Origin of the sequence: Brucella pituitosa, assembly GCF_965577835.1 — a bacterium.
Lineage (GTDB): Bacteria > Pseudomonadota > Alphaproteobacteria > Rhizobiales > Rhizobiaceae > Brucella > Brucella pituitosa.
This window is the reverse complement of record NZ_OZ264093.1, coordinates 974,419-986,540: the sequence shown is the minus strand read 5'-3', so window position 1 is coordinate 986,540 and position 12,122 is coordinate 974,419. Positions and strand designations below refer to the sequence as shown.

The window sequence follows — 12,122 nt, the reverse complement described above, 5'->3', positions numbered from 1 at the left end:
GAAGCCGGCCCCCACCGGTTAGGAGATACACAATGACATCGATCACAGCCCGCCGGGCCCTATGGGGCGCCGGCCTGAGTATCCTATTGTCTGCAGCTGGCGGCGGCGCCATTCTCTTCGGCGCGCCTCACCTCAAGGCCGATGCTGCAACCGATATTTCCACTCCACCGCCTGCCGTGCCGGTATCGGTCGCCAAGGCAGAATCGCGACGCATCGTGAGCTGGGAAGAATTTTCCGGTCGTCTGGAAGCCATTGACCGGGTGGAAATTCGCCCACGCGTCGGCGGCGCCATCCTGAAAGCCCATTTCCGCGAAGGCGCTCTGGTGAAACAGGGCGATCTGCTCGTCACCATCGATCCCGAGCCCTATGCGGCAGCGGTCGAAAAGGCAAAAGCGCAGGTTTCCGCTGAAGAAGCCCGCGTCGCGCTGGCCAAGACCGAGCTGGAACGCGGGCGGCAGCTCGTGACCACCCGTACGATCGCCCAGAGCGGCCTCGATCAGCGCTCCAGCACCTATGACGAAACGCAAGCAACCTTACGTTCCGCCAAGGCTGCACTGCGTTCAGCCGAGCTTGACCTTCAATATACGGAAGTGCGTGCACCGATTTCCGGTCGCGTCGGGCGGCTGGAAGTCACGGCGGGCAATCTCGTTGCGGCAAGTTCCGCCTCGCCGGTCCTGACCACGCTTGTTTCGGTCGATCCGATCTATGCAAGCTTCAGCGCCAATGAGGAAGTCGTCACCAAGGCGCTTGCCAAGCTTGCAGCCTCGCCGGGCGGAAGCGCCATCGAGCGCATTCCCGTCCAGATCGGCACGGCTTCCGATGAAGGCACCCCGATTTCCGGCCATATCCAGCTCATCAACAATGAAGTCGATGCCACAACCGGCACAATTCGGGTTCGTGCGGCAATCGACAATCCGGACGGAAGGCTCATTCCGGGCCAGTTTGTCCGCATTCGCTTCGGCGAGCCGGAACCGGATGAAAAACTGGTGGTGAGCGACCGGGCGATTTCTTCCGATCAGGACAAGAAGTTCGTCTTTGTAGTCGGCGCGGATAACAAGGTTGAATACCGGCAGGTGGTTCTCGGCCGCAACTATGACGGCTTGCGCATTGTCGAAAGCGGGCTGAAGCCCGGCGAGAATATCGTCGTGAACGGCCTGCAACGCATTCGTCCGGGCGTGGTCGTCGTACCGCAGCCTGTAACCGAAACGCTTGCAAAAAATTGATCGCAGCAGTGCGCGCCTGAAGCGCGCATAAACGCAAATGCTCGGCCTCGTTAACCCGCGGAATCTTCCGATTTCGCGGGCTGGGAGAGTTTTTGCCTTCCCGCTTAAGGGGGATAAACAGATGAACTTTTCACGCTTTTTCGTCGACCGCCCGGTCTTCGCTGGCGTTCTGTCGGTCCTGATCTTCGTTGCCGGTCTGATCGGCATGACAGGTCTGCCGATCTCGGAATATCCAGAAGTCGTGCCGCCACAGATCGTGGTCCGCGCGCAATATCCGGGCGCCAACCCAGCCGTTATTTCCGAAACCGTCGCCACGCCGCTTGAAGAACAGATCAACGGCGTCGAAGGCATGCTTTATATGCAGAGCCAGGCGACCGCCGACGGCGTCATGACGCTGACCGTCACATTTGCGCTCGGCACCGATCCCGATCAGGCCCAGCAGCTGGTGCAGAACCGTATTTCGCAGGCCGAACCGCGCCTGCCGGAAGAAGTGCGCACCCTTGGCGTCACAACCGCCAAAAGCTCGCCCGACCTGACGCTGGTGGTTCACCTCATCTCGCCCGATGGCCGGTATGACGTGAACTATCTGCGCAACTATGCCGTTTTGAACGTCAAGGATCGTATCGCCCGTATTCCGGGCGTCGGTCAGGTGCAGATATTCGGCGGCGGTGATTATTCGATGCGCGTCTGGATTGACCCGCAGAAGGCAGCCGAACGCGGACTTTCTGCAAGCGATATCGCCACTGCCATCCGCCAGCAGAACGTTCAGGCTGCTGCTGGTGTCATCGGCGCATCGCCGTCCGTTTCGGGCCTCGACCTTCAGCTTTCCGTCAATGCGCAAGGCCGTCTCCAGTCACCGGAGGAATTTGCCAACATCGTCGTGAAATCAGGCAGCGAAGGTGAAATCACCCGGCTGGGCGATGTTGCGCGTGTCGAAATGGGCGCCGCTGATTATTCCCTGCGCTCGCTGCTCGACAACAAGTCGGCTGTCGGCATGGGTGTGTTTCAGGCACCCGGCTCCAATGCGCTTGAGATTTCCGAAAACGTCCATGCCGCCATGGCCGACCTGAAGAAAACCATGCCGGAAGGCGTGGATTTCGACATCGTCTATGACACGACGGCGTTTGTGAAAGCCTCTATCGAGTCTGTCATTCACACCCTGCTCGAAGCTATTGTTCTCGTGGTGATCGTCGTCATCATGTTCCTGCAGACATGGCGCGCCTCCATCATTCCACTGGTTGCCGTTCCCGTCTCCATCGTCGGCACGTTCGCGGTCATGTATGTGTTCGGCTTCTCTATCAATGCGCTCAGCCTCTTCGGCCTCGTGCTTGCCATCGGCATCGTGGTCGATGACGCCATCGTGGTGGTGGAAAATGTCGAGCGTAACATCGAACAGGGACTGTCGCCGGTCGAGGCAACCTATCGCGCCATGCAGGAAGTGTCCGGGCCGATCATCGCCATCGCGCTGGTGCTGGTTGCGGTCTTCGTGCCGCTTGCCTTCATCACCGGTCTGACCGGTCAGTTCTACCGCCAGTTCGCTCTCACCATCGCGATCTCGACGGTGATCTCCGCCTTCAACTCGCTGACGCTTTCACCTGCTCTGGCAGCTCTGCTGCTACGCGGTCACGATGCGCCGAAGGATCGGCTGACCCGGATCATGGACAGGCTGTTCGGCTGGTTCTTCCGTGGCTTCAACCGTTTCTTCGGTGCAAGTTCAAACGCCTATGGACGCGGCGTTGGCAGCATTCTCTCGCGCAAGTCGCTGGTGATGGGCCTCTATGTCGTGCTGCTCGGCGTCACCTTCGTGCTGTTCCGCGCAGTGCCCGGCGGCTTCGTTCCGGCGCAGGACAAGCAATATCTGATCGGCTTCGCGCAATTGCCGGATGCGGCAACGCTCGACCGTTCGGAAGATGTGATCCGCCGCATGAGCGACATTGCCCTCAAGCATCCGGGCGTGGCCAATGCCATCGCCTTCCCCGGCCTGTCGATCAATGGTTTCACCAACTCGTCGAACTCCGGCATCGTTTTCGTGACGCTGAAGCCGTTCGAAGAACGTAAAACCCCGGAACTTTCGGCCAATGCAATCACGGGAGAACTGAACCAGCAGTTCGGCGCCATTCAGGATGCTTTCATCGCCATGTTCCCGCCGCCGCCCGTTCAGGGTCTCGGCACAACAGGCGGTTTCAAGCTCCAGCTTGAGGATCGCAACGGGCTTGGCTTCAAGGCGCTGGACGATGCGACCAAGGCGTTTCTCGCCAAGGCCTATCAGACACCCGAGCTGGCCGGTCTCTATTCGAGCTACCAGATCAACGTGCCCCAGCTTTATGCCGATCTCGACCGCACGAAGGCACGGCAGCTGGGCGTGGCGGTGACTGACGTGTTCGAAACCCTGCAGATTTATCTGGGTTCGCTCTATGTCAACGACTTCAATGCCTTTGGACGCACCTACAGCGTGCGCATTCAGGCCGATGCGAATTATCGCAGCCACGCCGAGGACATCGGCAAGCTGAAGGTTCGTTCGCAGTCGGGCGAGATGATCCCGCTGTCGGCTCTTCTGAAAGTCGAGCAAACTGTAGGTGCGGAACGCGCCATCCGTTATAACGGCTTCCTTTCCGCCGATATCAACGGCAACCCGGCTCCCGGCTTCTCGTCCGGCCAGGCACAGGCTGCCATCGAACGGATCGCGGAAGAAACCCTGCCTCCGGGCATCGCCTACGAGTGGACCGATCTGACCTACCAGCAGATTCTTGCCGGTAATTCAGGTTTCCTCGTCTTCCCGCTGGCGCTGCTGCTCGTCTATCTGGTGCTGGCTGCGCAATATGAAAGCCTTGCCCTGCCGTTATCGATTATCATGATCGTGCCGATGGGGATCATGGCCGCGCTCACCGGTGTCTGGCTGACAGGAGGTGACAACAACGTCTTCACCCAGATCGGCTTGATAGTCCTTGTGGGGCTATCGGCGAAGAACGCGATCCTGATCGTGGAATTCGCCCGCGAGCTGGAGCTGTCCGGACGAAGCGTCGTGCAGGCGGCGGTCGAGGCAAGCCGGTTGCGTCTGCGCCCGATCCTGATGACCTCGATGGCCTTCATCATGGGCGTGGTGCCTCTGGTGACATCGACAGGTGCGGGTGCGGAAATGCGCTCAGCCATGGGCATCGCGGTCTTTGCAGGCATGATCGGCGTGACGGCCTTCGGCATCTTCATGACGCCGGTGTTCTATGTGCTGATCCGCAAGCTCTCCGGCGAACGCCCGTTGAAACATGCAGGCGCCAAGATCGAAGCCCCGCATCTGGCGCCGGGGGAATAACCCCGGCGTCATTCCTTATGTTTCTAATGAGCGTCTGAATCAAAAAGCGGCAGGCCGAGGCGAAAATGGTAATTTTCGAGTACCGGAGCGCAGCGTACTTAAAGGTACGTGAGCACCGGAACGGAGGCAAATTGCCATTTGCAGACCGGCATGGCGACTTTTGGAACAGACGCTGAGGGCCGGGGCAATCCGGCCCTTCCTTCGTGCAAATTATGGACTGGCATCCGCCGTCGCCCCCAGATCTATCCGTCAATAGATCAAACTCTCTCAACCGCAAGCCCATGCGAAGAGGAGGTTTGCACCTCAGCCGGGCTGGACGGCACGTACCCGCCCGGCCCTCTTTTCCCACGCGACAAGCACAAGGCTGGAGCAAACAATCAACACCGCACCGAATGCGACGTTTGAGGCCGGAACTTCTGCCCAAATCGCATAACCATAGAGGAATGCCCAGATAAGCCCGGTAAATTCAGTTGGTGCGAGCGCCGAGGCTGGTGCATAGCGGAAACCTTCATAAAGAAGATACTGCCCGACCGTTGCGACAAGACCAAGGCCAATCATCAGGATCCACGCTGACACGTCGGGTGTCTTCCACACCCATGGGAAGGAAACCGCGCAAGCGATACCAAACAACAGGCTCGTTGCCCACATCTGGGTCAGGGTTGTTTCAGTTCTGCTGACAAGGCGGATCAGGATGGTGCTCAAAGCCCAACAGAAACCGGCAATCACGCACATGATGGCGGGGATCAGGTTTGGCGAATGGGTTGGGTTGGCGGCGATGAGTACACCCACGAACCCGCCGAAACATGCCACCCAACGTCCAGCTCCGATCTTCTCTTTGAGAATGAAGATCGACAGGAACATCACCATAATCGGCGCTGAGAAGTAGAGCGTCGTCAGTTCCGCAAGGCCGAGATGGCGAGCCGCATTATAAAAGAGCAGCCAGGCAAGCAGCATCAAACCAGCCCGCAGAACAAGCGTATTGCGATATTTGCTTTTAAAGACGGACGGGTGGCCGAGGCGCCAGGCAAGGCTACCGGTGATGATCACAATGACGAGGCTTCGCATGAAAAGAATTTGCGGAACCGCATAATCGGCAACCAGCCATTTGACGATGGCATCTTGCAGGGCGAAGCAGGCATAACCTGCGGAGGCGAGTGCAATCCCGAGGATCGGCTTCGACTCAGCGTTTCCAGAATTCATGATGACCTCACAGTGAAGCGAAGCCGCTATAGCTCACGGCGAGCCACTTGAGAAGGCTTGTTCTGAGGTGCGTCAGGCACAGTCCATCTTGCAAAGGCATAACGCGAGGAGTAAGCAGTTCTCATTCAAACATGCAGCGAGATTATCCGGCAAACTTCAGCGATGGATTTGCGCGCGAGAACGCGTTGAACCAGTGGTCGGAGCACCCCTAGATTATGAATAAAAAAGCGGCTTTAGCCGTGGGCGGCAACGCTGTGCTGGCTGGCATTCTTTTGATGTTGCTCGGCGATTTCATGTTCGCTTTGAACGACGCCATGGGCAAATGGCTTGTAGCCAGTTTCTCGGTCGGTCAGGTTTTGTTGATCCGCTCATTCGGCGCATTCTTTGTGCTCGGCCCGATGTTGTCACGACAACCAGTCAGCGCATTGTTTCAGGTCGAGAAACCTTCGCTGCAACTGGCAAGAGTCGTTTTGGCAACGGCTGACACTGGCCTGTTCTACGCAGCGGTTACATTCCTTCCGCTCGCAGACGTCATGACCTTCTACATGGCCGGACCGATCTATGTGGCGGCCCTCTCCCATTTCCTGCTCGGTGAACGTATCGGCTGGCGGCGCTGGCTTGCGGTCTTCATTGGCTTCATCGGCGTCATCATTGCATTGCGCCCGTCTTCTGCAATGCTCTCATGGCCGTCAGTTTTCGGCCTTCTAGGTAGCATTTCTTTCGCTATGACGCTTGTGCTTGGACGCGTGTTGCGTTCCACACCGGACGCGACGCTGGTAACCTGGCAGACTTTAGGCTGTCTCGTCGTTGGCGCGGTCCTTAGCATTGGACATTGGACGCCCTTTACTACAGGCGAGTTGCTGGCATTGCTCCTGCTCGGGATCGTGGCTTGCCTTGCACATCTGCTGATCACCCGCGCACTCAAACTCGCACCCGCTTCAGTGCTCGCACCATTGCAATATACGCTGTTGCTATGGGCGATCATTTTCGGATGGATGTTCTTCAACGACTTGCCCGATCAGCAAACCCTCTTTGGAGCAGCCATCATCGTGCTGGCCGGACTGTTCATCTTCCACAGAGACAAGGTCAAAAAGGTCACGCCGCTGGTGCCAAATGATGCCAGCCACGGTTAAAGCATTTCCAGCAAAAAGTGCGAAGCGGTTTTGCGTAGGATAATGCACAAAAACAAGTAGTTGCAGCGGCTCCAACGATTCAGTCTTAACTGGAGCTGCTGTACGTAGACCCATTTGTCAATTCGCAGCTGTATCAACCCGAACCACGACAGACATGCCGGGTGCCAGCAGATCGGCATCCGGTTGGCCGTCATCAATGGCGATGCGCACTGACAATCGCTGGGTAATTTTGGTGAAATTACCGGTTGCATTGTCGGATTTGATAACGCTGAATTCCGAGCCCGCTGCTGGCGCAAATGCCTCCAAGTGCCCCCTTAATTCGGCATGACGCAGCGCATCAACCGTAAAGGTCACAGGCTGGCCAACCTTCATGCCGTAAAGCTGGGTTTCCTTGAAATTTGCAATGATCCACTTGGTGTTGGGCACAAGCGAGACAAGCTGAGTGCCGGCCGTCACATACTGACCAAGACGAACACCAACTTCGCCCAGCTTGCCATCGCGCGGAGCAATGATCCTGGTGTTCTGAAGATCAATCTTCGCCAGCTCTACCGTGGCTTCCGCACTGGCAATATCCGCATTGAGGCTTTCACGATTAACAATTATGGATTGAAGGTCTTGTTTGGCGACAGCAAGAGCGGCCTCGGCCTCAGCAACTGTTGCCTGCGCCTGAAGCAGCGTGCCATGCGCAGTATCGGCCGAACTTTGTGTCGTTACACCACGGGGCAGCAAGGCTTCAACGCGCTTTGCATTGGCCTGCGCAACTTCCAAAGCAGCGTTAGCGCCTGAAATCTGTGCCTGCCGCGACTGGATTGTCGCTTCTGCAGAACGCTGGCTTTGTTCAGAATTGGCAAGGGCTGCTTTCTTCGTCGCGAGCGATGCCTCTGCCTGATCGAGCTTTTGCTGGTAGCTTCGGCTGTCGATCTCAAACAGAAGCTGTCCCTGCTTCACGACTTCATAGTCGTTCGCATCGACTTTGGTGACATAGCCCGCGACTTGTGGGCTGATGACTGTGACTTGCCCACGAACATAGGCATTATCCGTCGTCTCAACGCTGCGCTTGAATGGCGGCAATTGCCACGCCCACAGAACCATCAGCACGCCAGCAAGACCGATGATAAGCGCTAAGCCACCGCGAATATATTGCTTCCCAACTGACATTCTCAACAGACCCTAAACTAACTTGCCGTTACTTCTGAGTGGCGGCGGATTTGCATATTTTCAAAAAGCCGATAAGCGATCAGGCATCCGAGCGAGACAATCGCAATGACAGAAATCGCAAGAAATGCATCATTGTAGGAAAGCACCGTTGCCTCGCGTGTGACCTGCTGTCCCAACAGGACCAGCCCTTCGGCCCTGGTCAGTCCCTGATCGGCGAGAACCTTTGAATAGCTGCCTGAAAGCGCCTGAACACGCTGCGCGACGACCGGATTGGACATCACAAGCTGTTCGACCAGATGAGCGGAGTGGTATTTCTCGCGGATCGAAATGAATGTGCTGAACACTGCCGAGCCGATCAGTCCTCCAATATTCTGCGTAAACAGGAAGATGACGATGAAGCTCGTCATGAATGTTGGCCCTTGCTTCATCGCTTTGGTGATGCCAGCCAGCATGGCGGGAGGCAAAAACAGAGCCCCACCAAAAGCAATCAATGCCTGACTGAGATAGGCGTTGTGTGGACGTGTCAGATTGGTCGCGTGACTATCCATGAACGCCCCCACAGCGATGAAGACCAGTGCCAATCCGAAGATGGTCGTGACACGTTCGATATTCATCCACATGCCACAGAACAGGCCTCCCGCAAGTGACGCGGCGAGGATGATGAGATAAAGCCCCTGACTTTGCCCATCCTGTAAGCCAAAAGCTTGAAACAGGCCCACCGCACCTGTCGTCTGTTCAGCAAGCACAATACGAAAGACAAACAGGATCAGCGTGAAGCGCAGAATTTCCGGTGAAAATAGCCAGTGAAGATTCATCAGCGGCTGTTCGCGGTTAATTTCAATCGCGGCAGCGCAGGCAAGTGCGGCGATGGAGATGGCGAGGCAAACGCCGATCCATGGCGCTTCGAACCACCAATAATTTTTGCCCTGAACAAGAATGACGGCCAGAAGGCCGAAGCCGATGGCGATCAATCCATAGGCCACAAAATCCAGCCAATGCAGAACTTTGGCACGCGGAACCTGTGTCATCGGCAACACATATACGACAGCAAAAGCCGCCAGCGACAGGCCTATTTCGACCATATAAAGCTGCTGCCATTGCCCGATATCAAACAGCATCGGCGAAATCACGCGCGCGAATGGCCCAGCAGCCGCTGAGCATGTGAGTGCGAGGCTTAGGCCCCAGGTCATCTTCTTTGCAGGCGGAAAAGCTTCCAGCATATAGAGAAAGCCGATGGTCGAAACGGGCGCTGCGGCAGCACCCGCAATGAAGCGGATCGGAATGGCCGACCAGATATCATAGACCAGCAAATGCAGTAACGATGACACGAGAAAGATTGCGATAGCAATTTCCGCAAAGCGACGAAGCCCAAACTGCGTGCGTATCTTGACCAGCAAAATAGTGAGACTTGCATAGGGCGCCATGTAGGCCGCAATAAGCCACGAGGTTTCTGTCAGGGTTGCGCCCAGCGAACCTTGAATCTGCTGCGTATTGGCCGAGATGAAATACATGCTGAGGCCGCGCGTCGACCACATAAGAACAGACGCTGCGATATAAATTGCAGACATATAAACCGGCATATGCGGAACCGCAGGCGTAGGAACCTGCTGTTGGCTCGGCATTGTCGGTTTATCATCACCTCTCTCAGACATAGCGCATCACCTGTCTTTATCAGTGAGCGCCGTTTCAACGGTCTGGCTGATTTCCTGAAAGACAGTGAGCGCTGTTTCGAGGGCTTGCGGGGAGATCCTTTGCAATAATTCTGCACGGATGGCTTGCGTGATGGCCTGAAGCTGTTTGACCTGTGCCTGCGCTTCGTCCGTGAGCTCAATGCGCTTGGCGCGCCGATCCCCTTCTACAGCAGCACGATAGATAAGCCCCTGTTTTTCCAAACCATCGAGAAGCCGAACCACAGATGGATGCTCTATTTCAAGCGCATCTGCCAGTTCGCGTTGGTTCCAGTTTCTTTGCTCCGCAAGAAGCAGAAGCACGCGGGCTCTTGCAAGTGTCAGCCCCCGCTCGCGAACACGGGAGTCAAAAAGATTGCGCATTTTTCGGGCCGCAGTGGAAAGACCCATAGTGAATGCGGCTTCGAGCTCTTGCTTGGTCAGAGACATTGTGTAGCTATCTATAATATGAGTAGCTACATATATAACTCCCAATCAATCAATGATCAATACTGTTCTAATTTTCTGCGCGCTAATGAAAGAACCGTTCGGCCAATCTGATTATTTTTTACGCCTCGGGAATAAAATCGGCTTTCCGATTGTCTTACGTCATATCGCATGTCGCGATTGGAAATTTGTGTGAGGCAAACCATGAAAACCGCAACTTTTATGTCTGTTTTGGCAATTGCAACGGTAGCGGCATCTTCCGTGCTGGCGGCACCCGCAGTCAAGGCAATGGACACCTCCAAAGGACAGGTTCTGGCTGGTTCAAAAGATATGACGCTCTACACTTTTGACAAAGATAGCAAAGGCATGTCCAACTGCTATGATACTTGTGCAACCAATTGGCCGCCCTTCATGGCCGCAAAAGGTGCCAAGGCCTCTGGCGCATATACGCTTGCAAAGCGCAAGGATGGCAGCGAACAATGGGCGAAAGACGGAATGCCGCTTTATTACTTCATAAAGGACAAGAAAGCTGGCGATGTGACTGGAGACGGCGTTAATGGAGTCTGGCACGCCGCAAAGCCATGAGGCTGATTTGAGCCGTCCCGCTCCCGACAGTTTTGAGGGCCAGCTTCTGGCCCTCCTGCCGATCATGCGGCGCTATTCGCGCAGCCTTGCGAAATCGGACGCCGAGGGCGAGGATTTGCTGCAAGACTGCGTGACCAAAGCGCTATCCCGGCGCAACCAATGGCGTGGCCTCAATCTGCGTGGGTGGATACTCACGATCATGACCAATCTTTATCGCAACAGCTACAAAAGCAAAGCGCGCACCCAATACGAAACGCTGGACGCAGCCGAGAACATAAGCGCTGCCACTGCGGACGATGATCCATTCCAGTTGCAGCAGCTTGAAGTGGCAATCAACAGCCTGTCAGAAGATAATCGTGCCGTCTTGATGTTGATTGTTGTCGAGGGATACAGCTATGGCGAGACTGCGGGAATACTCAAAATCCCCGTTGGCACGGTCATGTCGCGCCTTTCGCGTGCACGGCAACGCCTTGGGGAACATATGAACGGCACGAATGTGGTAACGCTTCGGAGAAACAAATGACAAACCGCAATTCTCCGATAAGTGAAGTGGAACTCCTTAGTTTCGTGGATGATCAATTGTCCGACGACGAAAGAGCCCGTATCGCCAAAGCTCTTGAGAACACCCCCGAACAGGCCGCATTGGTTGAGGAATGGCGCAAACAGAACGAGGGCATCAGACAGCTATTTGGCGGTTATGCGCTCGAAAAAACCAGTGATGTCGGACTGATCCGCTCAACGACCAAACAACACAATTGGCAATATCGCGGGGCAATTGCCGCATCTATCCTGACCGCCTTGGCCATCGGTTGTATTGGCGGCTTTATGGGCTCTCGCCTCTATGACGAGCCAAGACAGATTGCAAATGTGGAAACCCTGCCGGAACAGGCACAGGCCGCTTACCTTGTCTATGCAAGCGAAGTGCGCCATCCGGTCGAAGTCTTCTCCGAGGAAGAGGCACATCTGACAACATGGCTCGGGAAAAGGCTTGATATTCCCGACTTTAAAGTTCCTGATCTCAACGCGCTTGGCTTTCAGCTCGTCGGCGGCCGACTTCTGCCTGTCGATAGCAAACCCGGGGCGTTCTTCATGTATGAAGATGCGACCGGAAAACGTCTTTCAGTTATTGTCGGCCGAAATCTCGAAAATCGTGACACGAGCTTCCGTTTTGCATCAAACGACGGGGTGGAAACCTTCTACTGGATCGATGGCGAACTCGGTTACGCAGTAAGCGGAGAAATATCGCGCGATCAGCTGCGGCAGATCGCTGAAGAGTGTTATCGTCAGTTCCCGGGCTGAAATAATAAAGACAAGTAACTATAATAGACGTTCTCTAAAGACAGGCCTCCGAAAAAGGCTATAGCGTGCAGACTGACAGAACGCACGCAAACAAAAGAACTAT

At 55.8% G+C, this 12,122-nt stretch carries 10 protein-coding genes; 6 read left to right on the top strand and 4 right to left on the bottom strand.

Going from position 1 to position 12,122, the window contains the following annotated elements:
* The first annotated feature begins 32 nt into the window (after positions 1-32).
* Complete coding sequence (locus ACSME1_RS15750) at positions 33-1,223, top strand: efflux RND transporter periplasmic adaptor subunit (RefSeq protein WP_024900215.1); 1,191 nt, start codon at positions 33-35, stop codon at positions 1,221-1,223.
* A gap of 121 nt (positions 1,224-1,344) precedes the next feature.
* Complete coding sequence (locus ACSME1_RS15745; protein ID WP_024900214.1) at positions 1,345-4,530, top strand: efflux RND transporter permease subunit; 3,186 nt, start codon at positions 1,345-1,347, stop codon at positions 4,528-4,530.
* A 303-nt stretch (positions 4,531-4,833) separates the two neighbouring features.
* Here the strand turns inward: ACSME1_RS15745 and ACSME1_RS15740 are convergent, their stop codons facing one another.
* Positions 4,834-5,730 (bottom strand): DMT family transporter, encoded by an 897-nt coding sequence (locus ACSME1_RS15740; protein ID WP_105707580.1) that lies wholly within the window; start codon positions 5,728-5,730, stop codon positions 4,834-4,836.
* A 215-nt stretch (positions 5,731-5,945) separates the two neighbouring features.
* Here ACSME1_RS15740 and ACSME1_RS15735 point away from each other — a divergent pair, with 215 nt between their 5' ends.
* The gene (locus tag ACSME1_RS15735) at positions 5,946-6,863 is read left to right on the top strand and encodes a DMT family transporter (RefSeq protein WP_024900212.1); all 918 of its coding nucleotides are present in this window, start codon (positions 5,946-5,948) and stop codon (positions 6,861-6,863) included.
* A 117-nt stretch (positions 6,864-6,980) separates the two neighbouring features.
* Here the strand turns inward: ACSME1_RS15735 and ACSME1_RS15730 are convergent, their stop codons facing one another.
* The 3 genes from ACSME1_RS15730 to ACSME1_RS15720 are packed head-to-tail and all read right to left on the bottom strand — an operon-like array spanning position 6,981 to position 10,138.
* On the bottom strand, positions 6,981-8,021 hold the full coding sequence (locus tag ACSME1_RS15730; RefSeq protein ID WP_100557235.1) for an HlyD family secretion protein: 1,041 nt from the start codon (positions 8,019-8,021) through the stop codon (positions 6,981-6,983).
* 17 nt (positions 8,022-8,038) lie between these two features.
* Positions 8,039-9,673, bottom strand: a complete 1,635-nt coding sequence (locus tag ACSME1_RS15725) for an MFS transporter (protein WP_105707578.1) — start codon at positions 9,671-9,673, stop codon at positions 8,039-8,041.
* 6 nt (positions 9,674-9,679) lie between these two features.
* Positions 9,680-10,138, bottom strand: coding sequence for a MarR family winged helix-turn-helix transcriptional regulator (locus ACSME1_RS15720; RefSeq protein WP_036568653.1), 459 nt, complete (start codon positions 10,136-10,138; stop codon positions 9,680-9,682).
* 201 nt (positions 10,139-10,339) lie between these two features.
* On the opposite strand from ACSME1_RS15720, the gene ACSME1_RS15715 reads away from it, so the two are divergent.
* The 3 genes from ACSME1_RS15715 to ACSME1_RS15705 are packed head-to-tail and all read left to right on the top strand — an operon-like array spanning position 10,340 to position 12,019.
* Positions 10,340-10,720, top strand: a complete 381-nt coding sequence (locus ACSME1_RS15715; RefSeq protein ID WP_024900208.1) for a COG4315 family predicted lipoprotein — start codon at positions 10,340-10,342, stop codon at positions 10,718-10,720.
* Entirely contained in the window at positions 10,692-11,243 is a 552-nt protein-coding gene (locus tag ACSME1_RS15710; RefSeq protein ID WP_105707576.1) for an RNA polymerase sigma factor, read from the top strand. Before ACSME1_RS15715 ends, ACSME1_RS15710 begins: the two co-directional genes overlap by 29 nt.
* A complete protein-coding gene (locus ACSME1_RS15705) occupies positions 11,240-12,019 on the top strand; it encodes an anti-sigma factor family protein (RefSeq protein WP_435654972.1) in 780 nt (259 codons plus the stop codon). Before ACSME1_RS15710 ends, ACSME1_RS15705 begins: the two co-directional genes overlap by 4 nt.
* Positions 12,020-12,122 lie beyond the last annotated feature (103 nt).

Coding starts and splice junctions, on each gene's coding strand:
- ACSME1_RS15740 (WP_105707580.1), bottom strand. CDS start 5,730: ATGAATTCTGGAAACGCTGAGTCGAAGCCGATCCTCGGGATTGCACTC.
- ACSME1_RS15710 (WP_105707576.1), top strand. CDS start 10,692: ATGGAGTCTGGCACGCCGCAAAGCCATGAGGCTGATTTGAGCCGTCCC.
- ACSME1_RS15730 (WP_100557235.1), bottom strand. CDS start 8,021: ATGTCAGTTGGGAAGCAATATATTCGCGGTGGCTTAGCGCTTATCATC.
- ACSME1_RS15750 (WP_024900215.1), top strand. CDS start 33: ATGACATCGATCACAGCCCGCCGGGCCCTATGGGGCGCCGGCCTGAGT.
- ACSME1_RS15705 (WP_435654972.1), top strand. CDS start 11,240: ATGACAAACCGCAATTCTCCGATAAGTGAAGTGGAACTCCTTAGTTTC.
- ACSME1_RS15735 (WP_024900212.1), top strand. CDS start 5,946: ATGAATAAAAAAGCGGCTTTAGCCGTGGGCGGCAACGCTGTGCTGGCT.
- ACSME1_RS15745 (WP_024900214.1), top strand. CDS start 1,345: ATGAACTTTTCACGCTTTTTCGTCGACCGCCCGGTCTTCGCTGGCGTT.
- ACSME1_RS15720 (WP_036568653.1), bottom strand. CDS start 10,138: ATGTCTCTGACCAAGCAAGAGCTCGAAGCCGCATTCACTATGGGTCTT.
- ACSME1_RS15725 (WP_105707578.1), bottom strand. CDS start 9,673: ATGTCTGAGAGAGGTGATGATAAACCGACAATGCCGAGCCAACAGCAG.
- ACSME1_RS15715 (WP_024900208.1), top strand. CDS start 10,340: ATGAAAACCGCAACTTTTATGTCTGTTTTGGCAATTGCAACGGTAGCG.